Origin of the sequence: Lelliottia amnigena (assembly GCF_019047465.1) — a bacterium.
Taxonomy (GTDB): domain Bacteria; phylum Pseudomonadota; class Gammaproteobacteria; order Enterobacterales; family Enterobacteriaceae; genus Enterobacter; species Enterobacter amnigenus.
The window spans coordinates 1591318-1618163 of the sequence record NZ_CP077236.1 but is presented as its reverse complement, the minus strand read 5'-3'; the positions used below and the strand labels follow the sequence as shown (position 1 = coordinate 1618163).

26 protein-coding genes are annotated in these 26846 nt (G+C 54.4%); 17 read left to right on the top strand and 9 right to left on the bottom strand.

Annotation, left to right across the window (positions count from 1 at the left end; all coding sequences use genetic code 11):
* The first annotated feature begins 38 nt into the window (after positions 1 to 38).
* Positions 39 to 989 carry a magnesium/cobalt transporter CorA gene (gene corA, locus I6L74_RS07600; protein WP_059180724.1) on the top strand — a complete coding sequence of 317 codons (951 nt, stop codon included), beginning with the start codon at positions 39 to 41 and terminating at the stop codon, positions 987 to 989.
* Positions 990 to 1026: 37 nt separating this feature from the next.
* Here the strand turns inward: corA and rarD are convergent, their stop codons facing one another.
* Positions 1027 to 1923, bottom strand: coding sequence for an EamA family transporter RarD (gene rarD, locus I6L74_RS07595; protein ID WP_059180723.1), 897 nt, complete (start codon positions 1921 to 1923; stop codon positions 1027 to 1029).
* A 51-nt stretch (positions 1924 to 1974) separates the two neighbouring features.
* Positions 1975 to 2442 (bottom strand): acyl-CoA thioesterase YigI, encoded by a 468-nt coding sequence (gene yigI, locus I6L74_RS07590; protein ID WP_059180722.1) that lies wholly within the window; start codon positions 2440 to 2442, stop codon positions 1975 to 1977.
* Between the two features lie 158 nt (positions 2443 to 2600).
* Between yigI and pldA the strand changes: the two genes are divergently transcribed.
* The 3 genes from pldA to rhtC all read left to right on the top strand — a co-directional run bounded on the left by pldA (position 2601) and on the right by rhtC (position 6072).
* A complete protein-coding gene (pldA, locus tag I6L74_RS07585) occupies positions 2601 to 3470 on the top strand; it encodes a phospholipase A (protein WP_059180721.1) in 870 nt (289 codons plus the stop codon).
* 90 nt (positions 3471 to 3560) lie between these two features.
* Positions 3561 to 5390 (top strand): ATP-dependent DNA helicase RecQ, encoded by a 1830-nt coding sequence (gene recQ / locus I6L74_RS07580; RefSeq protein ID WP_059180720.1) that lies wholly within the window; start codon positions 3561 to 3563, stop codon positions 5388 to 5390.
* 61 nt (positions 5391 to 5451) lie between these two features.
* Positions 5452 to 6072, top strand: coding sequence for a threonine export protein RhtC (gene rhtC / locus I6L74_RS07575; protein ID WP_059180719.1), 621 nt, complete (start codon positions 5452 to 5454; stop codon positions 6070 to 6072).
* Here the strand turns inward: rhtC and rhtB are convergent.
* Entirely contained in the window at positions 6069 to 6689 is a 621-nt protein-coding gene (gene rhtB / locus I6L74_RS07570; protein ID WP_059180718.1) for a homoserine/homoserine lactone efflux protein, read from the bottom strand. The genes rhtC and rhtB overlap by 4 nt on opposite strands.
* 109 nt (positions 6690 to 6798) lie before the next feature.
* On the opposite strand from rhtB, the gene pldB reads away from it, so the two are divergent.
* From pldB to I6L74_RS07555, 3 genes are all read left to right on the top strand, one after another.
* A complete protein-coding gene (gene pldB, locus I6L74_RS07565; RefSeq protein WP_059180717.1) occupies positions 6799 to 7794 on the top strand; it encodes a lysophospholipase L2 in 996 nt (331 codons plus the stop codon).
* A gap of 25 nt (positions 7795 to 7819) precedes the next feature.
* A complete protein-coding gene (gene yigL, locus I6L74_RS07560; protein ID WP_059180716.1) occupies positions 7820 to 8620 on the top strand; it encodes a sugar/pyridoxal phosphate phosphatase YigL in 801 nt (266 codons plus the stop codon).
* Between the two features lie 92 nt (positions 8621 to 8712).
* Positions 8713 to 9612, top strand: coding sequence for a carboxylate/amino acid/amine transporter (locus tag I6L74_RS07555; RefSeq protein WP_059180715.1), 900 nt, complete (start codon positions 8713 to 8715; stop codon positions 9610 to 9612).
* Here I6L74_RS07555 and metR read toward each other — a convergent pair.
* Positions 9500 to 10453: an HTH-type transcriptional regulator MetR gene (gene metR / locus I6L74_RS07550; RefSeq protein WP_059180714.1), complete on the bottom strand. Its 954-nt coding sequence runs from the start codon at positions 10451 to 10453 to the stop codon at positions 9500 to 9502. The genes I6L74_RS07555 and metR overlap by 113 nt on opposite strands.
* Before the next feature lie 235 nt (positions 10454 to 10688).
* On the opposite strand from metR, the gene metE reads away from it, so the two are divergent.
* A complete protein-coding gene (gene metE, locus I6L74_RS07545; RefSeq protein ID WP_059180713.1) occupies positions 10689 to 12950 on the top strand; it encodes a 5-methyltetrahydropteroyltriglutamate--homocysteine S-methyltransferase in 2262 nt (753 codons plus the stop codon).
* 91 nt (positions 12951 to 13041) lie between these two features.
* Here metE and I6L74_RS07540 read toward each other — a convergent pair whose 3' ends face one another.
* From I6L74_RS07540 to I6L74_RS07525, 4 genes are all read right to left on the bottom strand, one after another.
* On the bottom strand, positions 13042 to 13878 hold the full coding sequence (locus I6L74_RS07540; RefSeq protein ID WP_059180712.1) for a PRD domain-containing protein: 837 nt from the start codon (positions 13876 to 13878) through the stop codon (positions 13042 to 13044).
* A gap of 23 nt (positions 13879 to 13901) precedes the next feature.
* Complete coding sequence (locus I6L74_RS07535; RefSeq protein WP_059180711.1) at positions 13902 to 15365, bottom strand: glycoside hydrolase family 1 protein; 1464 nt, start codon at positions 15363 to 15365, stop codon at positions 13902 to 13904.
* Positions 15365 to 17176 carry a beta-glucoside-specific PTS transporter subunit IIABC gene (locus I6L74_RS07530; RefSeq protein ID WP_059180710.1) on the bottom strand — a complete coding sequence of 604 codons (1812 nt, stop codon included), beginning with the start codon at positions 17174 to 17176 and terminating at the stop codon, positions 15365 to 15367. Before I6L74_RS07530 ends, I6L74_RS07535 begins: the two co-directional genes overlap by 1 nt.
* A 179-nt stretch (positions 17177 to 17355) precedes the next feature.
* Positions 17356 to 18162, bottom strand: coding sequence for a dienelactone hydrolase family protein (locus I6L74_RS07525; RefSeq protein WP_059180709.1), 807 nt, complete (start codon positions 18160 to 18162; stop codon positions 17356 to 17358).
* Positions 18163 to 18411: 249 nt separating this feature from the next.
* Between I6L74_RS07525 and udp the strand changes: the two genes are divergently transcribed.
* From udp to tatD, 9 genes are all read left to right on the top strand, one after another.
* Complete coding sequence (udp, locus tag I6L74_RS07520) at positions 18412 to 19173, top strand: uridine phosphorylase (RefSeq protein ID WP_015960922.1); 762 nt, start codon at positions 18412 to 18414, stop codon at positions 19171 to 19173.
* 138 nt (positions 19174 to 19311) lie between these two features.
* Entirely contained in the window at positions 19312 to 20769 is a 1458-nt protein-coding gene (rmuC, locus tag I6L74_RS07515) for a DNA recombination protein RmuC (protein ID WP_059180708.1), read from the top strand.
* Positions 20770 to 20835: 66 nt separating this feature from the next.
* The gene (ubiE, locus tag I6L74_RS07510; RefSeq protein WP_015960920.1) at positions 20836 to 21591 is read left to right on the top strand and encodes a bifunctional demethylmenaquinone methyltransferase/2-methoxy-6-polyprenyl-1,4-benzoquinol methylase UbiE; all 756 of its coding nucleotides are present in this window, start codon (positions 20836 to 20838) and stop codon (positions 21589 to 21591) included.
* A 13-nt stretch (positions 21592 to 21604) separates the two neighbouring features.
* Entirely contained in the window at positions 21605 to 22210 is a 606-nt protein-coding gene (gene ubiJ / locus I6L74_RS07505; RefSeq protein WP_059180707.1) for a ubiquinone biosynthesis protein UbiJ, read from the top strand.
* Positions 22207 to 23847, top strand: coding sequence for a ubiquinone biosynthesis regulatory protein kinase UbiB (gene ubiB / locus I6L74_RS07500; protein WP_059180706.1), 1641 nt, complete (start codon positions 22207 to 22209; stop codon positions 23845 to 23847). Before ubiJ ends, ubiB begins: the two co-directional genes overlap by 4 nt.
* Positions 23848 to 23920: 73 nt before the next feature.
* A complete protein-coding gene (tatA, locus tag I6L74_RS07495) occupies positions 23921 to 24175 on the top strand; it encodes a Sec-independent protein translocase subunit TatA (RefSeq protein WP_059180705.1) in 255 nt (84 codons plus the stop codon).
* 3 nt (positions 24176 to 24178) lie between these two features.
* Positions 24179 to 24718 (top strand): Sec-independent protein translocase protein TatB, encoded by a 540-nt coding sequence (gene tatB, locus I6L74_RS07490; RefSeq protein WP_059180704.1) that lies wholly within the window; start codon positions 24179 to 24181, stop codon positions 24716 to 24718.
* 2 nt (positions 24719 to 24720) lie between these two features.
* The gene (gene tatC, locus I6L74_RS07485) at positions 24721 to 25491 is read left to right on the top strand and encodes a Sec-independent protein translocase subunit TatC (protein ID WP_059180703.1); all 771 of its coding nucleotides are present in this window, start codon (positions 24721 to 24723) and stop codon (positions 25489 to 25491) included.
* A 41-nt stretch (positions 25492 to 25532) separates the two neighbouring features.
* Complete coding sequence (gene tatD, locus I6L74_RS07480) at positions 25533 to 26315, top strand: 3'-5' ssDNA/RNA exonuclease TatD (protein WP_059180702.1); 783 nt, start codon at positions 25533 to 25535, stop codon at positions 26313 to 26315.
* Here the strand turns inward: tatD and rfaH are convergent.
* Positions 26312 to 26803, bottom strand: a complete 492-nt coding sequence (gene rfaH, locus I6L74_RS07475; RefSeq protein WP_059180701.1) for a transcription/translation regulatory transformer protein RfaH — start codon at positions 26801 to 26803, stop codon at positions 26312 to 26314. The two genes, tatD and rfaH, sit on opposite strands and share 4 nt — an antisense overlap.
* Between the last annotated feature and the right edge of the window lie 43 nt (positions 26804 to 26846).

Genomic DNA, 26846 nt, shown 5'->3' with positions numbered 1-26846 from the left:
CGAACTGTCCGATATTTTTTGCATTGGGAGTCCCGGTCATGTTGAGCGCATTTCAACTCGAAAAAAACCGACTGATTCGGCTTGAAGCTGAAGAGTCACAGCCCCTCATTGATGCCGTATGGGTGGATCTGGTCGAGCCGGACGACGATGAACGCTTGCGCGTACAATCAGAACTCGGACAAAGCCTGGCAACCCGTCCTGAACTGGAAGATATCGAAGCATCCGCGCGTTTTTTTGAAGACGAAGACGGCCTGCATATTCACTCCTTTTTCTTTTTTGAAGATGCGGATGACCATGCCGGTAACTCCACGGTGGCATTTACCATTCGCGATGGTCGCCTGTTCACCTTACGTGAGCGCGAACTGCCGGCATTTCGACTCTACCGCATGCGCGCTCGTAGCCAGGCAATGGTCGACGGCAACGCCTACGAGCTGCTGCTCGATCTGTTCGAGACCAAAATTGAACAGCTGGCGGATGAAATCGAAAACATCTACAGCGATCTGGAAAAGCTGAGTCGCGTGATCATGGAAGGTCATCAGGGTGATGAATATGACGAAGCGCTGTCGACGCTGGCAGAGCAGGAAGATATCGGCTGGAAAGTGCGTTTGTGTCTGATGGATACCCAGCGCGCGTTGAATTTCCTGGTGCGTAAAGCGCGTTTACCGAGCGGTCAGCTTGAGCAGGCGCGTGAAATTTTGCGCGATATCGAATCCCTGTTGCCCCACAACGAATCCCTGTTCCAGAAGGTGAACTTCCTGATGCAGGCGGCGATGGGCTTTATCAACATCGAGCAGAACCGCATCATCAAGATCTTCTCGGTGGTCTCCGTGGTGTTCCTGCCGCCTACGCTTGTGGCATCCAGCTACGGGATGAACTTTGAGTTTATGCCCGAGCTGAAGTGGAGCTTTGGCTACCCTGGCGCGATTATCTTTATGCTGCTTGCCGGGCTAGCGCCGTATTTGTACTTCAAGCGCCGCAACTGGCTGTAATGCTGACGCCCTCTCCCGAGCAGGAGAGGGCTAAACGCTACAATCCTTTCTTCACTCTGCGCTGGGTATAGAGCGCATCGGCAACGAATACCGCCAACGCCACCCAGATGAACGCAAACGTCACCATCTTATCGGCACCCGGAACTTCTCCGTAGAACATCACCGCCAACAGGAACATCAGCGTTGGCCCGATATACTGGAAGAAACCGAGCGTCGACAGGCGCAAGCGGGTCGCCGCGCCAGTAAAGCACAGCAGCGGAATGGTAGTGACCACCCCTGCGGCGATCAGCATCAGGTTCAGCGACCACGGATTACTGCCCATATGGCTGGTGCTGCTGTCGGCAATGCCGAACAGGTAAATAGCTGCCAGCGGGAGCAACCACAGGGTTTCGAACAGCATCCCGGTTTGCGCTTCGACGGCGATTTTTTTCCGTACCAGACCATAAAACGCAAAGCTAAACGCCAGGCCCAAGGCGATGATCGGCAGCGAACCAAACGTCCAGAGCTGTACCAGCACGCCGCACAGGGCTAACAGTACCGCCACCCACTGCATACGCCGGAAACGCTCGCCGAGGAACAGCATCCCCAACACGATATTGACCAACGGATTGATAAAGTAACCGAGGCTAGCTTCGAGCATGTGATGGTTGTTAACCGCCCAGATAAACAGCAGCCAGTTTCCGCCAATCAGCACCGCTGAAAGGGCGAGCAGAAAAATTTTCTTCGGCGTTTGCAGCAGCTTTTTTACGCCTGACCACTGACGGCTGACGCTCATCAGCGCCACCATAAAGAAAAATGACCAGATTACGCGGTGGGTAAGGATTTCGTCGGCTGGTACGTAGTAAATCAGCTTGAAGTAGGCGGGTGCGATACCCCAAATAAAATAAGCGGCAAGGGCGAGTAAAACGCCCTGCCGCGTCTGTTTAGCATCCATCGGTAAAATCCGTGACAAAAAAGTGAAGTAATTTTACCCGATTTTGCCGCCTCAACCCACCATATAAGTGGCTGTTGCGCTGGCGATGTAAACTTGTTCTTCGTTATGCAATTCGACGCGGGCCACGGCCACTTTATTGCCCGCCCGCAGCAAACTGCTGGTGGCGGTGAAGCGATTGCCACGGCCAGGGCGTAAATAGTCCACGCGCAAATCGATGGTGCCCATCCGCGACAGGCGCTGACGCAATTCGTCTTCATTAATGGTGTCGTGACGCGCCAGCGTACTGCCCACGCATACCAGCCCTGCGGCGACATCCAGCGCGGAGGCGATCACGCCGCCATGCAAAATACTTTGCGCCCAGTTGCCGACCATCATGGGCTGATTGTTGAAACTGAGTTGGGCGAATCCCTTCTCGTAACGCTCCAGTTCAAGCCCGAGCGCACGGTTAAAGGGCATATGGTAAACAAAAATCTCGCCCACAAGTTTCAAAGCGTCTTCAGCGGTAAGCGTGGCTGACATCAGAAATCACATCCTTATTGTTAATGAGATGTTGATTTTATGCTTCTGGCATACGAATTTCCACTTTCAGAAACGAGGGGGAGACGTAAACGAAGAAATCGGTAGAATGAGCTGCTCATAATATTCACAAAATTTTATTTCGCAGGAGAGCACCACCGATGCGGACGTATCTGGGTTGGTTACTGGCGGCGATTGCGCTGCCCTTTACGGCATTTGCGCAGGAAGCCACTATTAAAGAAGTGCATGATAAGCCCGCCGTTCATGGCAGCATTATTGCGAACCTTCTTCAGGAGCATGACAATCCGTTCACGCTTTACCCGTATGACACTAACTATCTGATTTACACCCAAACCAGCGACATCAATAAAGAGGCTATTAGCTCTTACAATTGGTCAGATAACGCGCGCAAAGACGAAGTTAAATTCCAGCTCAGCCTGGCGTTTCCGCTCTGGCGCGGCATATTAGGGCCGAGTTCAGTGCTGGGCGCGTCTTACACGCAAAAATCCTGGTGGCAGCTGTCTAACAGCGGTGAGTCTTCTCCGTTCCGCGAAACGAACTATGAACCGCAGCTGTTTCTCGGCTTTGCAACGGATGACGAATTCGCAGGCTGGACCTTACGCGACGTTGAAGTGGGTTATAACCACGATTCGAATGGTCGCGCTGACCCCACCTCCCGCAGCTGGAACCGTCTCTATACCCGTTTGATGGCGCAAAACGGTAACTGGATGGTGGAAGTTAAACCGTGGTACGTGCTGGGAAGCACCGACGATAATCCGGATATCACCAAATACATGGGCTACTATCAACTGAAAGTGGGCTATCAATTGGGTGATGCTGTACTGAGTGTGAAAGGGCAATATAACTGGAACACCGGCTACGGGGGCGCGGAAATGGGCCTGAGCTATCCGGTGACCAGGCATATGCGCATCTACACGCAGGTTTACAGCGGTTACGGTGAATCGCTCATCGACTATAACTTCAACCAGACCCGTGTGGGTGTGGGCGTGATGCTGAACGATCTTTTCTAAGCATCGCGAATGTTTTTGCGTTAAACGTTGAAGTTTCTCTCTCAGGCGCTGAAAATAGCGCCTGTTTTATTTCTGGCAAATGGGGTTAACGTGGCGCAGGCGGAAGTTTTGAATCAGGAATCGCTGGCTAAACAGGTTTTACAAGAAACCTTTGGCTATCAGCAATTCCGCCCTGGCCAGGAAACCATCATTGAAACCGTGCTGGAAGGCCGCGATTGTCTGGTGGTCATGCCGACCGGCGGCGGAAAATCCCTGTGCTATCAGGTGCCCGCGCTGGTGCTCAACGGCCTGACGGTCGTGGTGTCACCGCTCATCTCGCTGATGAAAGATCAGGTGGACCAGCTGCTGGCGAACGGTGTTGCCGCAGCCTGTATCAACTCCACGCAAACCCGTGAACAGCAACAGGAAGTGATGGCGGGTTGCCGTACCGGACAAATTCGCCTGCTCTATATCGCGCCGGAACGCCTGATGCTGGATAACTTCCTCGAGCATCTCGCGCACTGGAATCCAGTGCTGCTGGCGGTGGATGAAGCGCACTGTATTTCGCAGTGGGGACACGATTTCCGTCCGGAATATGCTGCGCTCGGTCAGCTGCGCCAGCGCTTCCCGGCGCTACCGTTTATGGCGCTTACCGCCACGGCTGACGACACGACCCGCCAGGATATCGTCCGTCTTCTTGGACTTAACGATCCGTTTATCCAGGTCAGCAGCTTCGATCGCCCCAATATCCGCTACATGCTGATGGAAAAATTCAAGCCGCTTGATCAGCTCTTGCGTTACGTGCAGGAGCAGCGCGGCAAATCGGGCATTATTTACTGCAACAGCCGCGCGAAAGTGGAAGACACCGCCGCACGTTTGCAAACCCGTGGATTTAGCGCTGCGGCTTACCATGCCGGATTAGAAAATCACATTCGTGCCGACGTGCAGGAGAAATTCCAGCGCGACGACCTGCAAATTGTTGTTGCCACAGTCGCATTCGGGATGGGCATCAATAAGCCCAACGTGCGCTTTGTGGTGCATTTCGACATCCCGCGCAATATCGAATCCTACTATCAGGAAACGGGCCGTGCCGGGCGTGACGGCCTGCCTGCGGAAGCGATGCTGTTTTACGACCCGGCTGATATGGCCTGGCTGCGTCGCTGTCTTGAAGAGAAACCGCAAGGGCAGATGCTGGATATCGAGCGTCATAAGCTCAACGCGATGGGCGCGTTTGCCGAAGCGCAAACCTGCCGCCGTCTGGTGCTCCTCAACTACTTCGGTGAAGGGCGTCAGGAGCCGTGCGGTAACTGCGATGTCTGCCTTGACCCGCCGAAGCAGTACGATGGCTTAATGGATGCGCGTAAGGCGTTGTCGACTATCGGGCGCGTCAATCAGCGCTTCGGGATGGGCTACGTGGTGGAAGTGCTGCGCGGGGCGAACAACCAGCGTATCCGCGAGATGGGCCACGACAAATTACCTGTCTACGGCATCGGCAAAGAGCAGAGCCACGAGCACTGGGTAAGCATTATCCGCCAGCTGATTCACCTGGGTTTCGCAACACAGAATATTGCCCAGCACTCTGCGCTGCAGCTGACCGAAGCCGCACGCCCGGTGCTGCGCGGTGATATCGAGCTACAGCTTGCCGTGCCGCGCGTTATCGCCCTGAAACCGCGCGTTATGCAGAAATCCTACGGCGGAAATTACGACCGCAAGCTGTTCGCTAAACTGCGCAAGCTGCGTAAAGCCATTGCCGACGAAGAGAACATTCCGCCGTATGTGGTGTTCAACGATGCGACGCTTATCGAAATGGCCGAGCAGATGCCGCTCAGCGCCAGCGAAATGCTCAGCGTTAACGGTGTCGGCACGCGCAAACTCGAGCGCTTTGGTAAAGAGTTTATGGCGTTGATTCGTTCGCATGCTGATGGCGATGATGAGGAGTAGTCAGACCGGCGAAAAAGTGCCAGGATGATTGCTCTGTGAATTATTTCCCCGCGAGTTAACTATGTTAATGCTATTTCTCACCGTGGCGTTGGTGCATATCGTTGCGCTGATGAGCCCTGGCCCAGACTTTTTCTTTGTATCCCAGACCGCCGTCAGCCGCTCCCGCAAAGAGGCGATGATGGGTGTGCTCGGCATTACCATGGGCGTCATGGTATGGGCAGCTGTCGCGCTGCTTGGCCTGAATTTGATCCTCGCGAAAATGGCCTGGCTGCATAACATCATTATGGTCGGCGGCGGATTGTATCTGTGTTGGATGGGTTATCAGATGCTGCGCGGGGCGCTGAAGAAAGAAGAAAAAGTGGCGGGTGAACCTCATATCGAACTGGCAACGGGTGGCCGCAGCTTTGTGAAAGGTCTGCTGACCAATCTGGCGAACCCAAAAGCGATTATCTATTTTGGCTCCGTGTTCTCCCTGTTTGTCGGTGATGACGTGGGCGCAGGCGCGCGCTGGGGGATTTTCCTGCTGATCGTGGTGGAAACGTTCGCCTGGTTTACGGTGGTGGCAAGCCTGTTTGCGCTCCCGTCAATGCGCCGTGGCTATCAGCGCCTGGCGAAATGGATCGACGGTTTTGCCGGCGCACTGTTCGCCGGCTTTGGCATTCATCTCATCCTCTCTCGCTAAGCATGGCGCGCTGACGCAAGCAGCGCGCCAATCAGCATAAACAGCGATCCAAAGATTTTATTCAGGGCCTTCATCTGTTTAGGCCCTTTAATCCATCCCGCAATTCGCTGCGCCAGCGTCGCGTAGCCAATCATCACGATGATATCGACAATAATGGTCGTCGCGCCAAGCACGATGTACTGCATCACCTGTGGCTGATGCGGGACGATAAACTGCGGGAACAGCGCGGCCAGAAAGACGATGCTTTTCGGGTTGGTCAGATTGACGAACACGGCGCGTTTGAACAGTCGCCCACGGCTTTGCGTGTGCGCCAGTGTGTTCAGGTCAATTGAGCCCGCCGCGCGCCACTGCTGGATGCCCAGCCAAATCAGATACGCCGCGCCCGCCCATTTCAGCACTTCAAAGGCCAGAATAGATCGCGAGAAGAGCGTGCCCAAACCGATGCCAACCAGCACGATGTGGATCCCCAGCCCCGTTTGCAAACCGGCGATAGACGCCGCCGCACCGCGATAACCGTGGCTAATGGAGGTGGTCATGGTATTGATCGCGCCAGAACCCGGTGAAAGGCTCAGGATAATGGATGTCAGCAGGTAAGCGAACCACCACTCGAAGGTCATTTGAAACTCCCGAATCGTCTATTTTTATGCCACAATACGCTATTGTCAGCGCATTTTGTGATGCGTCACGAAAAAACGATATTCCATGGCTTACAGGGGTGGAAACCCAATGTTTCAGCAGAAAAAGGACTGGGAAACACGCGAGAACGCATTTGCTGCTTTCTCCATGGGGCCGCTGACCGATTTCTGGCGTCAGCGCGATGAAGCCGAGATCATGGGCGTGGACAATGTCCCGGTTCGCTTTGTGCGTTTTCGGGATAGCAAAAACGATCGCGTGATCGTCGTGTGCCCCGGTCGTATTGAAAGCTACGTTAAATACGCTGAATTGGCTTACGACTTGTTCCATCTTGGTTTTGATGTCTTCATTATTGACCATCGTGGGCAAGGGCGTTCCGGGCGTTTACTGTCGGACACGCATCGTGGCCACGTTGATCATTTCAGTGATTATGTCGACGATCTCGCCGCATTCTGGCAGCAGGAGGTGCAGCCAGGCCCGTGGCGTAAACGTTATATTCTTGCGCACTCTATGGGGGGCGCGATCGCCACGCTGTTTTTACAGCGCTATCCCCAGCATCAGTGCGACGCCATTGCGCTCACTGCGCCCATGTTTGGCATCGTCATGCGTTTTCCGGACTGGATGGTGCGCCATATTCTCGACTGGGCTGAGGGCCATCAGCGCATTCGCGAAGGCTATGCTATCGGAACCGGACGCTGGCGCGCGTTGCCCTTTGCGATTAACGTGCTGACACACAGTCGGCAACGTTATCGCCGAAATCTGCGTTTCTATGCCGATGAACCGCGTTTGCGCGTGGGCGGCCCAACGTATCACTGGGTGCGTGAAGGTATTCTCGCGGGTGAGTCTGCTCTGGCAGGCGTGGGTGACGATAATACGCCGACATTATTGATTCAGGCAGAAGAGGAGCGTGTGGTGGATAACCGCATGCATGAACGCTTTTGCGAATTGCGCGCTGCGGCGGGTCACCCTTGCGAAGGGGGAAAACCGCTGGTCATAAACGGTGCGTTCCATGAGATCCTTTTTGAAAAGGACGCCATGCGCTCAGTCGCGCTAAACGCCATTGTTGAATTTTTCGACAGGCATAACTGATTTTCTATTGAGGTTAAATTCTCCTATGTACCAGGTTGTTGCATCTGACTTAGATGGCACGTTACTTTCCCCCGATCACACCTTATCGCCGTACGCGAAAGAGACCTTAAAACTCCTGACCGCGCGTGGCGTGAATTTTGTCTTCGCGACGGGTCGCCACCATGTTGACGTCGGGCAAATCCGCGATGGCCTGGAGATTAAGGCGTACATGATCACCTCCAACGGTGCGCGCGTGCACGACACTGATGGCAATCTTATTTTCACTCACGATCTGGATCGCGATATCGCGGCCGATCTGTTCGGCGTCGTGCATGACAACCCGAAGATCGTCACTAACGTCTATCGCAACGACGACTGGTTTATGAACCGTCACCGCCCGGATGAGATGCGTTTCTTCAAAGAAGCGGTATTTAACTACACGCTGTATGAGCCCGCTTTACTGGAGCCGGAAGGGATCAGCAAAGTGTTCTTCACCTGCGATACCCACGAAGAGCTGCTGCCGCTGGAGCAGGCGATTAACGCGCGCTGGGGCGATCGCGTGAACGTCAGCTTCTCCACGCTGACCTGTCTCGAAGTGATGGCGGGCGGCGTGTCGAAAGGCCACGCCCTGGAAGCGGTTGCCAAACGCATGGGCTTTGAGCTGAAAGATTGCATCGCCTTTGGCGACGGCATGAATGACGCAGAAATGCTCTCCATGGCGGGCAAAGGCTGCATCATGGAAAACGCGCACCAGCGTTTGAAAGATCTGCACCCAGAGCTGGAAGTGATCGGCACCAACGGCGATAACGCCGTGCCGAATTATCTGCGTAAGCTGTTTCTTGAGTAATTGCCCTAACGTCTCGACTGATTAATTAACGCTCAGTTGTCAACTGAAGAGTCCGCTACAATGCCTGTCCTTCTTCCTGAGAGACAAGCATTGTGGCGCTACTCATTATCACCACTATTCTGTGGGCCTTCTCGTTCAGCCTGATCGGTGAATATCTCGCCGGGCATGTCGATAGCTATTTCTCCGTGCTGATGCGCGTGGGGCTGGCGGCGCTGGTGTTCCTGCCCTTTCTGCGTCTGCGCGGACAAACGTTCAAAACCATTCTGCTGTATATGCTGGTGGGCGCGATGCAGCTCGGCGTCATGTATCTGTTCAGCTTCCGCGCGTATGTCTATCTGTCGGTCTCAGAATTCCTGCTGTTCACCGTGCTGACGCCACTCTATATCACGCTAATTTACGACCTGCTGAGCAAACGGCGTTTACGCTGGGGCTACGTGCTAAGCGCGCTGCTGGCGGTGGCGGGCGCGGCGATTATTCGCTACGACAAAGTGAGCGATCACTTCTGGACCGGGCTGATGTTCGTTCAGCTCGCTAACATCAGCTTTGCGATGGGCATGGTTGGCTACAAACGCCTGATGGAAACCCGTCCAATGCCGCAGCACAATGCCTTTGCATGGTTCTACATGGGGGCGTTTATCGTCGCCGTCGTGGCGTGGTTTATGCTGGGTAATCCGCAGAAATTGCCGACGACCACGGTGCAGTGGAGCGTGTTGATTTGGCTGGGCGTTGTGGCGTCAGGGCTGGGCTACTTTATGTGGAACTACGGCGCTACGCAGGTAGACGCCGGAACGTTGGGCATTATGAACAACGTTCATGTGCCCGCTGGCCTGCTGGTGAACCTGGCCATCTGGCAGGAACAACCGCACTGGCCGAGCTTTATCATTGGGGGAGCGGTGATCCTGGCTTCACTGTGGGTGCATCGCCATTGGGTCGCTCCGCGCTCCGAACAAACGGCAAATGGTCGCAAGCGTGATTCCGCGCTGAACGAATAAAGGCTTCCGTGACCGGCTGACGCTGCTCGCCATCGCGCACGGCGGAGTACAGCCGGCTCCACAATCCCTCGCCCAGGGTTTTGGTGACCACCAGACCCTGGCGCTCAAAACTCTCTACCACCCAGTGCGGCAGCGCTGCGATACCCATCCTGGCTGCCACCATCTGAATCAACAGCAGCGTGTTATCGACGCTTTTCAGGTTCGGGCTGATGCCCGCTGGTTGCAGGAAATGCCGCCAGATATCCAGACGACTGCGCTGCACCGGATAAATCAGCAGCGTTTCGGTCGCCAAATCTTCCGGCGTGATACGCGTTTTCACTGCCAGCGGATGATCCGGAGCCAGCACCAGACGCACTTCATAATCAAACATCGGCGAGTAGTGCAGCCCGCTGCGCGGCAGAATATCGGACGTCATCACCAGATCCAGTTCGCCCTGCTGAAGCGACGGCTGCGGGTCAAACGTCATACCCGATTTAAAGTCCATCTCCACCTGCGGCCAGTGCTGGCGGAAATTCTCTAGCGCGGGCGTCAGCCACTGAATACAGCTGTGACACTCAATGGCGATGCGCAATTTCGTTTGCTGCGGTTCATTGCAAGACTGTAGCGCGGTGGCGATCTGCGGCAATACCTGATTGGCAAGCTGGAGCAAAATTTCACCCTGCGGCGTAAAGCGCAGCGGCTGGCTCTTACGCACGAACAGACGAAAGCCAAGGCGTTGTTCCAGATCGCTGAACTGGTGTGACAGTGCGGATTGCGTCTGATGCAGCGTGGCCGCCGCCGCCGCGAGCGACCCGCAATTCCGCAACGCTTGTAGCGTTTTCAGGTGTTTTATCTCGATCATGAAAGTCCTTCACTTCGCCATGAGTATTTTGCGCTTGAGGAATATACAGTAACCGCCAATTATGGATGTGTAAACATCTGGACGTCCAAATCCTTCGTCTTTTAAATTTATGGTGCGTTGGCTGCGTTTACTCACCCCGGTCACTTACTCATGTAAGCTCCCGGGGATGAGCAAACTAGCCGCCTTCCCTAAATTCAAAATCCATCGGATTTATAAACATTTAGAGGAATGACACATGACTGTAATCAACCACACTCTCGGTTTCCCTCGCGTTGGTTTGCGCCGCGAACTGAAAAAAGCACAAGAAAGTTACTGGGCGGGTCACTCCACCCGCGAAGAGCTGTTGGCTGTTGGCCGCGAGCTGCGCGCTCGTCACTGGGATCAGCAAAAACAGGCAGGCATTGATCTGCTGCCGGTGGGCGATTTCGCCTGGTACGACCATGTTCTGACTACCAGCCTGCTGCTTGGCAACGTGCCGGCTCGTCATCAGAACAAAGATGGATCGGAGGATATCGACACCCTGTACCGCCTGGGCCGTGGCCGTGCGCCAACCGGCGAGCCAGCGGCGGCGGCAGAAATGACCAAATGGTTTAACACCAACTATCACTATATGGTTCCTGAGTTCGTGAAAGGTCAGCAGTTCAAACTGACCTGGACACAGCTTCTGGATGAGGTGGACGAAGCGCTGGCGCTGGGCCACAACATTAAGCCGGTTTTGCTCGGGCCGGTGACGTATCTGTGGCTGGGTAAAGTGAAAGGCGAGCAGTTTGACCGCCTGAGCCTGTTAAACGACATTTTGCCGGTATACCAACAGGTGCTGGCTGAACTGGCAAAACGCGGCGTTGAGTGGGTACAAATCGATGAGCCTGCGCTGGTGCTAGAGCTGCCGCAGGCGTGGCTGGAAGCGTTTAAACCGGCTTACGACACGCTGGCGGGCCAGACCAAACTGCTGCTGACCACCTATTTTGAAGGCGTCACGCCGAATCTCGACACCATCACCGCGCTGCCAGTGCAGGGTCTGCATGTGGATCTGGTTCACGGCAAAGATGATGTGGCTGAACTTAACAAACGCCTGCCGTCCGACTGGCTGCTGTCTGCGGGCCTGGTGAACGGGCGTAACGTCTGGCGCGCCGATCTGACCGAGAAATACGCACAGATTAAGGACATCGTCGGCAAACGTGATTTGTGGGTTGCCTCTTCGTGCTCCTTGCTGCACAGCCCAATCGATCTGAGCGTCGAAACGCGACTGGATGCGGAGATCAAAAGCTGGTTCGCCTTCGCACTGCAAAAATGTGAAGAGCTGGCCCTGCTGCGTGATGCGCTGAACAGCGGCGACACCGCGAAGCTGGTCGAGTGGAGCGCGCCGATTCAGGCGCGTCGTCATTCGACTCGGGTGCATAACGCGGCGGTGGAAAAACGTCTGGCGGCAATCACCGCGAAAGACAGCCAGCGTGAAAACGCCTACGCAGTGCGTGCCGAAGCGCAGCGTGCGCGCTTCAACCTGCCCGCGTGGCCGACCACCACGATCGGTTCTTTCCCGCAGACCACTGAAATCCGCAGCCTGCGTCTGGAATTCAAAAAAGGCAATCTCGACGCCAACCACTACCGCACCGGCATTGCGGAACACATCAAGCAGGCGATTGTTGAGCAGGAGCGTTTGGGGCTGGACGTGCTGGTGCATGGCGAAGCCGAGCGTAATGACATGGTGGAATACTTTGGTGAGCACCTGGATGGTTTTGTGTTTACCCAAAACGGCTGGGTGCAGAGCTACGGCTCCCGCTGTGTGAAACCGCCGGTCGTGATTGGTGACGTCAGCCGTCCAGAAGCGATTACCGTTGAGTGGGCAAAGTACGCGCAATCCCTGACGGACAAACCGGTGAAAGGCATGTTGACCGGTCCGGTGACCATTCTTTGCTGGTCATTCCCGCGTGAAGATGTGACCCGTGAAACCATCGCCAGACAGATTGCCCTGGCGCTGCGTGACGAAGTGGCGGATCTCGAAGCCGCAGGCATCGGCATTATCCAGATTGACGAACCGGCTCTGCGCGAAGGCTTGCCGCTGCGTCGTAGCGACTGGGATGCTTACCTGCAATGGGGCGTGGAGGTTTTCCGTATCAGCGCCGCCGTGGCAAAGAACGATACGCAGATCCACACCCATATGTGTTACTGCGAATTTAACGACATCATGGCGTCTATTGCGGCGCTGGATGCCGACGTGATCACCATCGAAACCTCGCGTTCAGACATGGAACTGCTGGAGTCGTTCGAAGAGTTCGACTATCCGAACGAAATCGGCCCGGGCGTGTACGACATTCACTCCCCGAATGTGCCAAGCGTGGAATGGATCGAGGCCTTGCTGGCAAAAGCCGCTCAGCGTATTCCGGCTGAGCGCCTGTGGGTGAACCCGGACTGCGGCCTGAAAACCCGTGGCTGGCCGGAAACCCGCGCCGCGCTGGCGAATATGGTACAAGCCGCGCAGAATCTGCGTCAGGGTTAATGGCCTGAATAGCCCTCTTCGGTTTGGGGAGAGGGTAAGGTGAGGGGAACAGGCGACTGAAAAGTCGCTTTGTTCATCTCAAACGCCAGCCCTAAGCATGGCCTTCCATTAACCGGCTAATATGAATGCTCAGCCACGTCAGCTCGTCTTTTGGCAGCGTGAGTTGATATTTTTCCTGCACATAATCGCGGATCACCCATGCTACGGTCATGGCATCCGGGCGATGACGCATTAACTCCTGGTAAAAATCGTCGGTCTCGCTGACCACAATTTTCCCGGTTAAAACCCGCTCGGCAAAGTAGCGCAGATGGGTAATAAATCGCATGTAGTTCACCGACTGCGTATCAATGGCTTTGCTCAATTTATACCGCACAATCTCGGCGATACGATTGACCAGCTCAACCTGCAGATGCGCCGAACTGTCGTCGGTCTGGCCGCTGGCGTTAATCAGATGAAAGGCGATGTTCACCGCTTCATCTTCCGGCAGGTCAACGCCAAACTGCGCGTTCACGCTTGCCCGCGCCTGCATCCCGACGCTGTATTCTTGCGGGTAGTAGCGCTTCACTTCCCAGCTCAGCTTATTGAGGATCACCTGCCCGCTGCGGCTGCGTTCTACCGCAAAGTGCAGATGCTCGGCGAGGGTGAAAAGCAGCACCGAGTTGAGTTTGTCGCCGCAAACGCTGCGCGCCAGCGTCAAAATCTCGTGGCTTATTTCAAAGAATGCCGCAGGAATGGTGTCCGTGAGCGATAAAAAGTGACGGGACTTAAGATCGCTCAGCGGCAGGAAGACTTTCTCCACCTGCGTCAGGTCGATTTGGCTCCCCGCTTTCGCGCCAAAGCCAATCCCTTTGCCAAACAAAATCATCTCCCGCTGATCGTTGTCGACCAGCAGCATGCTGTTATTGAGCGATTTTTTTATCGTAATCACGGTTATTCCTGCGGCCTGGCCGTTTAGCGCATGTCAGCGCCATTGCTGGCGATCACTTTCTGATACCACTCAAAAGAGTCTTTTTTCAGGCGCTTTAAGGTGCCGTTGCCTTCGTCATCCTGATCGACATAGATAAAGCCATAGCGCTTGGACATCTGCGACGTGCCTGCGCTAATAATGTCGATGCATCCCCAGGTGGTGAATCCCATCACATCCACCCCTTCATTGATAGCCGCCAAAGTTTGCTCAAAATGGGCGCGGAAGTAGTCGATACGATAGCTGTCGTGAATCTTGCCATTCTCGACGATATCCTTCGCGCCCAGCCCGTTTTCAACGATAAACAGCGGCTTTTGGTAACGGTCGTAGAGTTCGAGCAGGGAAATTTTTAGCCCAACCGGGTCGATTTGCCACCCCCATTCCGACGCAGGCAGATACGGGTTTTTTACCCCAAGAATGGTGTTGCCTGGGATGCGTTCAACGTCCGGCTGCGTCGATTCGGTCAGTGACATGTAGTAACTGAACGAGACGAAATCGACGGTGTTTTCTTTTAAAATGCGCTGATCGTCGGCCTGCATGTCAATTTGAATGTCGCGGCTCGCCAGATCGCGCAGGATCAGCGGCGGGTATTCCCCGAACACCTGCACATCCGCATAGAAATAGTTTTCGAGATTCTTTTTCAGCGTCGCTTCAACGTCTTCCGGGCGGCAGCTGTGCGGATAGGTGGTGAGTTTGGTGAGCATACAGCCCACCTGGCTGCCGGGAATTTTGGCGTGGCAGTCACGCGTCACCAGCGCCGAGGCGACAAACTGATGATGCAGCCCTTGATAAATATCCTGTTGCGCTTTGCCCGGCGCACATTTCTCTTCGCGGATACCGGCGGTGGTAAACGGGTGGCGGTGGATGCTGTCGATTTCGTTAAACGTGAGCCAGTAGCGCACCAGATCTTTATAGCGGTCGAAACAGACATTACTGAATCGCACAAACGCGTCCAGCACGTTGCGGTGTACCCAGCCGTTATATCGCTCGCTGAGCGCCAGCGGCATCTCGTAATGGGACAGCGTCACCAGCGGCTCGATGTTATGGCGACGCAGTTCGCGGAACATCTCTTCGTAAAATTGCAGGCCTGCTTCATTCGGTGCAGCGTCTTCACCATCTGGGAAAATACGCGACCAGGCGATGGACACACGCAGGACTTTAAAGCCCATTTCGGCGAACAGCGCGATATCGTCTTTATAGTGGTGATAGAAATCGATGCCGCGACGTTTTGGGTAAAGTTTGTCGTTTTTGCCTTCAAACGCATCCTGAATATTTTCATCCGTCAGCGCCATATGGCCATCATAATCTTTCAGCGACAGATTGGGTTTCCAGGTGATGGCATCCGCCACCGACGGCCCTTTGCCATCAACGTTCCACGCGCCTTCGGCCTGATTAGCGGCAATTGCGCCGCCCCATAAAAAACCTTGCGGGAACGGGAGGGATTTATCCATTACACGGACTCCTTTAGCGTCATGATGATGTGAGGATTTGGATTTTTGTCGTCGTAGCTATGTGGCGTGAGCGAGAAACGTTCGCCGTTCGTCACCACCATTATCACCACCGGATCGAGACCTGCTGCGGTGAGGGTATCAAGAGAAAATTCAATCAGCGTTTCGCCGCTTTTCACGTGCTGGCCTTCCTGAACCTTGGGGGAAAACCCTTCGCCTTGCAGCTTGATGGTGTCGATTCCGATGTGGAAAATCAGTTCTACACCCGCGTCGGTGAGAAGACTCAGCGCGTGGCCGCTTTCAAACACGTTAACGATGGTGCCGTCCGCCGGGGCACGCAGCACGCCTTGAGAGGGGACAATCGCGATGCCGTCACCCATGATTTTGCGGGAGAAAACATCGTCGTTCACGTTTTCCAGCGGAATGATTTGCCCTTCAATCGGACGCGTGAACGTCAGTTCGTCGGTTTGCTCAGTGACTTTATCGCGCCACAGCAGCAGGGCACTGATAAACGCGATGGCGAATGACAGACCCGCTCCGGCAAACGCCCAGAGGATGTTGAGCGGGTTATCTGGCGAGACGAACATGGAGATACTGGCAAGGCCAGGACCCACAATCGCAAAGGCTTCAACCGCCATCCAGCCGATAAAAGCGCCGCCCACGATGCTGCCGAGGATCACGCTGTAGAGCGCTTTTTTATTCAGCAGCGTGACGCCGTAAAGCGCGGGTTCAGTAATGCCAAACAGCGCGGAAATGCCCGCTGAAAACGCGGTCGATTTCAGCACCTTGTCTTTGCTTTTAAGCGCAATCGCCAGGCATGCGCCAGATTCAGCAATGTTGTGCGCCAGCGATGCGGGGAGATACAGCAGTTCGCGGCCAAACTGGCTCATGGATGCCACGGCATAGGGCAGCATCGGTTTGTGCATTCCGGCCGCGACCATAAACGGCAGCGCGGCGGCGAGCAATCCTGTTGCCACAAAACCGAGTTTCCCGTAAAGCCACAGAATGACCGTCGCCAGGCCTGCGCCCAGTTCATAGCCCAAAGGCCCTAAAATCAGCAGCGTGACGGGAACCGTGGCCAGCAACGACAGCATCGGTGAAAGGAAAATACGCAGCGCGCCGGGTGAGTAACGATTAAAAAACTTTTCCGTCTGCGCATAAAACAGCACGCATAGAATAGCCGGGAAGACCTGTGAGGCGTAGGCCACGTTGCGCAGATCGAACGACATGAATTCCGCGCCATCGGCCAGCTGTTTGGTCATCGCCGGTAACACCATAACCGCAACGGCTGAGACGGCAACCAGCACGTTGACCTTGAGCTTTGTCGCGGTCGTGATAGCGACAAGGATCGGCAGGAAATAGAGTGGGGCAGAGCCGATATTATCCAGCACTTTGTAAGTGGAGCTGTCGCGGCTGAGCCAGCCCACGACATCCAGCAACAGCAGCAGTGATTTCAGTACACCGCCGCCGGCAATCGCGGGGACCAAAGGCTGGAAAACACTAATCACAAAATCGACGATTTGCGCCCAACGGTTGGGTTTATTGGCGTGTGGCTGGGTATTGCCCTGCGGCGTGCCGACCAGAGACCGCACCGCTTCGTAAACCTGAACCACTTCATGCCCGATAATCACCTGGCACTGCACGTTGACGCGCACGCCCAGCACACCGTCAATTTTCGCCAGCGCGGTTTCATTCACTTTACCGTTGTCGTACAGGCTCAACCGCAAGCGGGTAGAGCAATGCTCGATATGTTCGATATTCTCAGCGCCACCCACATGGGCGATGACGTCCAGTGCTGTCTGCAAATGATTCATGTCTGGCCCCTGTCTCCAGAGCAAAAAAAAAGACCTGAAGCCCATTTCCCCCGGGGAGGAGAAATGGGCTTCAGGTCTTGCCTACGGATCGTAGTTACACGCCTGTGCTTTTTATATCGGTCAAAAGCTGTTTCAAAGTCAATCAACCGTTGTGCTTCGTACGTTAAATTGTGAGCGGCTTAACCCTTTTTCGCGCCATACTGCCGGAACCACGCCAGCATTCGCTGCCAGCCGTCTTTGGCCGATTCTTCGTGATAGCTTGGGCGATAATCGGCGTTAAACGCATGGCCCGCCTCCGGATAAACCACGATTTCTGCTTTGGCATTCGCGGCACGCAGCGCCTGCCGCATCGTCTCGACGCTCTCCAGCGAAATGCCCGTATCTTCGCCACCGTAAAGCCCAAGAACGGGCGCATTGAGATCGACCGCGATATCCACCGGATGCTTAGGTGAATTCAGCGTTTTCTCGCCAACCAGCTTGCCATACCAGGCCACGGCGGCTTTCAGTTGCGGATTGTGTGCGGCATAAAGCCAGGTGATGCGTCCGCCCCAGCAGAAGCCCGTGACCATTAGCCGATGCGCATCGCCGCCGTTACGCGCCGCCCAACTGGCGACATGATCGAGATCGGCCAGCACCTGCGCATCGGGTACTTTGCTAACCAGATTGCTGAACAGCGTGGGGATATCGCTGTATTCATTGGGGTCGCCCTGGCGGAAGTACAGCTCCGGCGCGACGGCCAGATACCCCTCCAGCGCCAGGCGGCGGCAGACGTCCCGAATATGTTCGTGAACGCCAAAAATCTCCTGAACCACAATGACGATCGGCAAAGGCCCGTCCACGCCCTTTGGACGCGCGTGATAAGCGGGCATGTTTTCACCCTGGGAAGGGATCGAGGTTTCGCCTGCCGTGATAGCGTCTTCAGACGTTGAAACGATGGTTGACGCGAGAGGGGCGGCGGCAGGTGCAAAATTCGTTTTTTGAGTCATGGTATTCTCCGTACCCGTTGGTGCAAATAAATATAGACCTCAAGTTAACAATTCACAGTGCCCGAAACGGGCTATCTTTTGTGCAGTAGTAAACGATATAACTTGTTAGTGTGATGAGTGTCACTATTTTATGGTAATTAACTGCAATCATTTTCATTCGTGGTGAGGTCTGTCACGAAAATGTGCCCGGGGCTTCTGTAAAGTACCGTTTTACTTCTTCTGACAACCCGACCCACAGAGGAGTCACCTATGTCTAAGTCTGATGTTTTTCATCTCGGCCTCACTAAAAACGATTTACAAGGGGCTACGCTGGCTATCGTCCCTGGCGATCCTGAGCGTGTGGAAAAGATCGCCGCGCTGATGGATAAGCCGGTTAAGCTGGCTGCGCATCGCGAATTCACCACCTGGCGTGCAGAGCTGGATGGCAAAGCCGTTATCGTGTGTTCGACCGGTATCGGTGGTCCGTCTACCTCTATCGCTGTTGAAGAGCTGGCACAGCTGGGCATTCGTACTTTCCTGCGTATCGGGACAACTGGCGCTATTCAGCCGCATATCAACGTCGGCGACGTGCTGGTGACCACTGCATCTGTGCGTCTTGACGGTGCAAGCCTGCACTTTGCGCCAATGGAATATCCGGCTGTGGCAGATTTTGAATGTACCACTGCGCTGGTTGAAGCTGCGAAATCCGTGGGCGCAACGACTCACATCGGCGTGACTGCCTCTTCTGACACCTTCTACCCAGGCCAGGAGCGTTATGACACCTTCTCCGGTCGCGTGGTGAACCGCTTTAAAGGTTCGATGGAAGAGTGGCAGTCCATGGGCGTAATGAACTATGAAATGGAATCTGCAACGCTGCTAACCATGTGCGCAAGCCAGGGTCTGCGTGCCGGTATGGTGGCGGGCGTCATCGTTAACCGCACCCAGCAAGAAATTCCAAACGCAGAAACCATGAAGAAAACCGAAAGCCACGCGGTGAAAATCGTGGTTGAAGCGGCTCGCCGCCTGATCTAGTTTCCCCTTTCAGATAAAAGGCCGACGCGTTCGGCCTTTTCTTTTTGCGTAGCGCCTCGCAGGAAACCCCTTTCAAACTGGACGTTTATACAGCACAATTCTATTTTGTGCGGGTAATGGTTTGATGCAGGGGGTGTTGTGGATATCTCAGTCCTAATTTATGCAGTCATTGCGCTGGTGGGCGCGGGTGTGGGCTGGCTGATGTCCAGCTACCAGCATGCGCAACATAAAGCCGATCAGCTGGCCGATCGTGAAGAGATGGTGGCTGAGCTCAGTGCTGCAAAACAACAGCTTACGCAGAGCGCACACTGGCGCGAAGAGTGCGAATTGCTCAACAACGAGCTGCGTAATCTGCGTGATATCAATACCTCTTTAGAAGCCGATCTGCGCGAAGTCACGACCCGTCTGGAATCCACCCAGCTGCATGCCGAAGACAAAATCCGTCAGATGATCAACAGCGAGCAGCGCCTGAGCGAGCAGTTTGAAAATCTGGCTAACCGTATCTTTGAGCAGAGCAACCGCCGCGTTGATGAGCAGAATCGTCAGAGCCTGAACGGTTTGCTGACCCCCCTTCGTGAACAACTGGATGGTTTTCGTCGTCAGGTGCAGGACAGCTTTGGCCAGGAGTCACGTGAACGCCACACGCTGGCGCATGAAATTCGTAATCTCCAGCAGCTGAATGCGCAGATGGCGCAAGAGGCGGTCAACCTGACGCGTGCGCTCAAGGGCGACAATAAAACGCAGGGGAACTGGGGCGAAGTAGTGCTCACCCGCGTGCTGGAAGCCTCTGGTCTGCGCGAGGGGTATGAATACGAAACGCAGGTCAGCATTGAAACCGACACCCGATCGCGGATGCAGCCCGATGTCATCGTGCGCCTGCCGCAGGGCAAAGACGTGGTGATTGACGCCAAAATGACGCTGGTAGCCTATGAGCGCTACTTCAATGCCGAAGATGATTTCACCCGCGAATCCGCACTCCAGGAGCACATCGCCTCGGTACGAAATCACATTCGCCTGTTGGGGCGAAAAGATTATCAACAGTTGCCAGGGCTGCGCTCGCTGGATTATGTGCTGATGTTTATTCCGGTCGAACCGGCATTTTTGCTGGCATTGGACAGACAACCAGAACTTATTACCGAAGCGTTGAAAAACAATATTATGCTGGTCAGCCCAACCACGCTGCTGGTGGCGCTGCGCACCATCGCAAACCTGTGGCGGTACGAGCATCAAAGCCGTAACGCGCAGCAAATTGCCGATCGCGCCAGCAAGCTGTACGACAAAATGCGCCTGTTTGTGGACGACATGACATCTGTTGGGCAAAGCCTGGACAGGGCACAGGATAATTACCGCCAGGCGATGAAAAAACTCTCGTCGGGTCGAGGAAATCTGCTTTCACAAGCTGAGGCATTTCGCAGTCTGGGCGTTGAGGTCAAGCGCGAGATTAATCCGGAATTGGCCGAACAGGCCACGGCTCAGGATGAAGAATATCGCCTTCGTGACGGGGTGAATGAGCAAAATACAGACAATCAAGACAATGATTTAGCCGCACAAGCGTCGTCCGAAACGCAGGCAAACCGATTCTTTCAGGGTGGTTGAATCGTAGGGCAAACGCGCCCAATCTGTTACACTTCACGAACATTTGACGGATTAGCAGGCACTGAGATGGTTGACGATTCACAAGATACTACACACTTTGGCTTTCAGACTGTCGCCAAAGCGCAGAAAGCTGACATGGTTGCCCACGTATTCCATTCCGTGGCGGCAAAGTACGATGTCATGAATGACCTGATGTCATTCGGAATTCATCGCTTGTGGAAGCGCTTCACTATCGACTGTAGCGGCGTTCGTCGTGGTCAAACCGTGCTGGATCTGGCGGGTGGTACGGGTGATTTAACCGCGAAATTCTCCCGTATGGTTGGCGATACCGGCCGCGTGGTGCTGGCAGATATCAATGACTCCATGCTGAAAATGGGGCGTGAAAAGCTGCGTAATATTGGCGTTGTCGGCAACGTTGAATATGTTCAGGCCAATGCCGAAGCCCTGCCATTCCCGGATAACACGTTTGACTGCATCACTATCTCTTTTGGTCTGCGTAACGTCACCGATAAAGAAAAAGCGCTGCGTTCTATGTATCGCGTGCTTAAGCCAGGTGGCCGTTTGTTGGTGCTCGAATTCTCCAAACCTATTATCGAACCGCTGAGCAAAGCCTACGATGCCTACTCGTTCCACGTTTTACCGCGTATCGGTGAAATGGTGGCAAACGACGGCGAAAGCTACCGCTATCTGGCGGAATCTATCCGTATGCACCCGGATCAGGACACCTTAAAAGCGATGATGCAGGATGCAGGCCTTGAGAACGTTGAGTATTTCAACCTGACAGCCGGTGTTGTTGCGCTGCATCGCGGCTACAAGTTCTGAGTGGAAGCGGCCTATGCCTATTAAACCCTTAGTCACCGCAGGCATCGAAAATGTCCTGAACACGTTTCTGTATCGCTCTCCGGCGCTGAAAACGGCTCGCCAGCGTCTGAACGGTAAAGTCCTTCGCATCGTGTTGAAGGAGTTCTCCACACCGCTGGTGCTGGTCTTTAGTGAACGTCAGCTTGATGTGCTGGGCGAGTGGGAAGGTGAGGCCGACTGCTCCGTCATCACCCATATGAGCGTGTTACCGAAACTCCGCGACCGTCAGCAACTGACCGCACTGATTCGCAGTGGCGAACTGGAAGTGGAAGGCGATCTGCAGGTTGTGCAGAACTTTGTGGCGCTTGCCGATCTGGCTGAGTTTGATCCGGCTGAACTGCTGGCACCCTACATTGGCGATATCGCCGCTGAAAGCATTAGCAAGGTACTTCGTGGCGGCTCGTCATTCTTACGTAAAGGGTTACAGCGTCAGCAACGCTATGTTGCCGAGGTGATTACCGAAGAGTGGCGGATGGCACCAGGCACGCTGGAATTAGCATGGTTTGCGGAAGAAACGTCTGCCGTTGAACGTGCAGTCGACGCGCTAACCAAACGGCTGGAAAAACTGGAGGGCAAATGACGCCTGGTGAAATTCGGCGCCTCTATTTTATCGTTCGCACCTTTTTAAGTTACGGGCTCGACGAACTCATTCCCAAAATGCGAATCACTCTGCCGCTGCGGATTTGGCGACGGATGCTGTTCTGGATGCCTAATCGTCACAAGGACAAACTGCTGGGCGAACGGTTACGACTGGCACTACAGGAGCTTGGACCGGTATGGATTAAGTTTGGGCAGATGCTGTCTACTCGCCGCGACCTTTTTCCGCCGCAAATTGCCGATCAGCTGGCCTTGCTGCAGGACCGTGTTGCTCCCTTTGACGGTGCGCGGGCAAAGCAGCAGATCGAAGAGGCGATGGGGAATATCCCTGTCGAAACCTGGTTTGATGATTTTGATATCAAGCCTTTGGCGTCCGCTTCCATTGCGCAGGTTCATACCGCGCGCCTGAAAGAGAACGGCAAAGAGATCGTCATTAAAGTGATTCGCCCGGATATTTTGCCGGTTATCAAAGCGGACATGAAGCTGATTTATCGCCTGGCGCGCTGGGTTCCGCGTTTACTGCCAGATGGCCGTCGACTGCGCCCGTTGGAAGTGGTGCGTGAGTATGAAAAAACGCTCATCGATGAACTCAATTTGCTGCGCGAATCTGCCAACGCCATCCAGCTGCGTCGTAACTTTGAAAATAGCTCGATGCTCTACGTGCCAGAAGTTTATTCTGACTATTGCAGCCAGGATATGATGGTGATGGAGCGCATTTACGGCATTCCCGTGTCGGATATCGTGGCGCTGGAAAATCAGGGAACGAACATGAAACTGCTGGCCGAGCGCGGCGTGCAGGTCTTCTTCACCCAGGTTTTCCGCGACAGCTTTTTCCATGCCGATATGCACCCGGGGAATATCTTTGTCAGTTACGAGCACCCGGAAGATCCGAAATATATCGGCATTGACTGCGGTATCGTCGGCTCGTTGAACAAAGAAGATAAGCGCTATCTGGCGGAAAACTTTATCGCCTTTTTCAATCGTGATTACCGTAAGGTGGCTGAGCTACACGTCGATTCCGGTTGGGTCCCGCCTGATACCAACGTTGAAGAGTTTGAATTTGCGATTCGCACCGTATGTGAGCCGATTTTTGAGAAGCCGCTTTCCGAAATCTCATTTGGTCACGTCCTGCTGAATCTCTTTAACACGGCTCGACGTTTTAATATGGAAGTGCAGCCGCAATTAGTTTTACTTCAAAAAACATTACTTTACGTCGAAGGCGTAGGCCGGCAGCTCTATCCTCAGTTAGACTTATGGAAAACCGCTAAACCTTTCCTTGAGTCGTGGATCAAGGATCAGGTCGGTCTGCCTGCGCTGGTGCGCTCTTTTAAAGAGAAAGCCCCGTTCTGGATTGAAAAAATGCCGGAGATTCCTGAGCTGATCTATGACAGTTTGCGTCACAGCAAGAATCTTCAGCACAGTATGGATAAAATCACCCGCGAGCTTCAGTCTAACCGCGTGCGACAGGGGCAATCGCGCTATCTCTTTGGTATTGGCGCAACTCTGCTGCTGAGCGGAACGTTGCTACTCATTAATCGACCAGACTGGCAAATGATGCCCGCCTGGTTGATGGCCGGCGGCCTTGTGGTTTGGCTCATTGGGTGGCGAAAGACGCGCTGAATTTGCGTCGCTATCACCGGGTTGCATACGTATAATGTGACCTGATTAATTAATCATCTATCGAGGATGTTGTATGGGTGGTATCAGTATCTGGCAATTGTTGATCATTGCCGTCATCGTCGTTCTGCTGTTTGGTACCAAAAAGCTCGGTTCTATCGGTTCCGATCTTGGCGCGTCCATCAAGGGCTTCAAGAAAGCCATTAGTGATGATGAAGATAAGCAGGATAAATCCAACCAGGATGCGGATTTCACGGCCAGGTCTATCGCTGATAAACAAGACGAAGCCAAAAAGGAAGACGCTAAACGCCACGATAAAGAGCAGGTGTAATTCGTGTTCGACATTGGCTTTGGTGAACTGGTACTGGTATTCGTGATCGGCCTGATCGTTTTAGGTCCGCAGCGTTTACCGGTAGCGGTAAAAACGGTTGCAGGCTGGGTGCGCGCGCTGCGTTCGCTGGCGACGACGGTTCAAAATGAACTGGCGCAGGAACTCAAAATGCAGGAGTTTCAGGACAGCCTGAAAAAGGTTGAAAAAGCGAGCATGAGCAATTTATCACCGGAGCTAAAAGCGTCGATGGATGAGTTGCGCGAGGCTGCTGAATCCATGAAGCGTTCCTACAGCGCGAACGACCCTGAAAAAGCGAGCGATGAAGCCAACACCATTCGTAATCCGCTGGTGAAGGATAATGAAGCGCAGCACGAAGGCGTAACGCCTGCGGGTGCAGAGCATCAGGCCAGCGCACCTTCGCAAGCGCCTGAAGCGCAAGAACCCTTGCCTACGGCAGAATCCGTTGCGAAAGTGACACCCGCAGAAGTGAAAGCCACCGCACCCGCTTCCGAATCATCCCCCTCGTCGAGTGATAAAGCGTAAACATGGCTGTAGATGATACTCAACCACTCATTGCGCATCTGATTGAGCTGCGTAAGCGTTTGTTAAACTGCATCATTGCAGTTTTGCTGATTTTCCTGTGCCTGGTTTATTTCGCGAACGACATCTATCAGATAGTCTCCGCGCCGTTGATTAAGCAGATGCCGCTGGGCGCAACGATGATTGCGACCGATGTGGCCTCGCCGTTTTTCACGCCAATCAAGCTGACTTTCTGGGTTTCGCTGATCGCTTCTGCGCCCGTCATTTTGTATCAGGTGTGGGCTTTCGTGGCACCGGCGTTGTATAAGCACGAACGCAAGCTGGTAATCCCGCTGCTGGTCTCCAGCTCGCTGCTGTTTTATATCGGCATGGCCTTTGCCTACTTTGTGGTCTTCCCGTTGGCTTTTGGCTTCCTGACGCATACCGCGCCGGAAGGCGTACAGGTTTCGACGGACATCGCCAGCTATCTTAGCTTCGTTATGGCGCTGTTTATGGCGTTCGGCGTGGCGTTTGAAGTGCCTGTCGCTATCGTTCTTCTGTGCTGGATGGGCGTGACCACGCCTGATGACTTGCGCAAGAAACGTCCATATATGCTGGTTGGCGCATTTGTTATCGGTATGCTGCTGACGCCGCCGGATGTTTTCTCGCAAACGCTGCTGGCCGTACCGATGTACTGTCTCTTTGAAGTCGGCGTGTTCTTCTCGCGTTTCTACGTGGGCAAACGACGTCCGCAGGAAGACGAAGAAGACGAGCCAGAAAAAACGACAGAAGAATAAAACCAGCCGCCCGAAAGGGCGGTTGTCATATGGGAGACCGCATGTTTGATATCGGATTGAATCTGACCAGCCCTCAATTTGCCAACGACCGCGATGACGTTGTGGGGCGCGCGTTTACCGCAGGTGTGAAAGGGCTGCTGCTTACGGGGACGAACCTTCACGAAAGCGAGCAAGCGCAAGCACTGGCAAAGGGATACGCGCGATGCTGGTCGACGGCGGGAGTGCATCCGCATGACAGCAGCCAGTGGACGCACGAAAGTGCTGAAACGCTGTATAAACTGACGAAATTCGAGGAAGTCGTTGCCATCGGCGAATGCGGTCTTGATTTCAATCGTAACTTTTCCACGCCCGTTGAGCAGGAAGCGGCGTTCACCGCTCAGCTCGCCATCGCAGCAGAATTAGAAATGCCGGTGTTTATGCATTGCCGCGATGCCCATGAGCGCTTTCTGACCTTGCTGGAGCCGTGGCTGGATAAACTGCCTGGCGCGGTGTTGCACTGCTTTACCGGCTCACGGCAGGAGGCTGTTGATTGCCTGAATCGGGGGCTCTATCTGGGCATTACCGGCTGGGTGTGTGACGAACGACGCGGTCTGGAATTGCGTGAGCTTTTGCCGGTGATACCTGCCGATCGACTGTTGGTCGAAACGGATGCGCCGTATCTTCTGCCACGCGATATGAAGCCGAAACCGGCGTCGCGACGTAATGAACCGGCTTATCTTGGGCACATTATTGAGCGTATTGCGCACTGGCGCGGAGAAGATCGGCAGTGGCTTGATGCACAGACCGATGAAAACGTGCGTCGCCTGTTCGGCATTACATTTTAAACTTTACGGAAGGCGGTGTTTGCAACGCTCTGGAGCACTTGTTTATTCAGCAAATTGAGCAGCAGCATCGAACGGGCCTCGCCGTCCGGCTCCGAGAATATCGCCTGCAATCCTTCGAATGCGCCTTCGGTGATCACCACATCATCGCCGCTGAAGGGCGTGTCGGGATCGGTTATATCGTCCGGCTGCTTATAGACAGAAAGCTGGTGAATAACCGTTGAAGGAACGGTGGCGGGTTGCGCACCAAAGCGAACAAAGTGGCTGACGCCGCGCGTGGCGTTGATAGTAGTAGTATGAATTACTTCGGGGTCGAACTCGACGAACAGGTAGTTCGGAAAAAGGGGTTCGCTGACCGTAGTACGTTTACCGCGCTGGATTTTTTCAAGCGTGATCACGGGGGTCAGACAATTGACGGCCTGACGCTCAAGATGTTCTTGCGCACGCTGGAGCTGCCCACGTTTGCAATACAGTAAATACCACGCTTGCATAATTACCCTTTCCCTTTGTTTGCGGCGCAAGCATATCAAAACC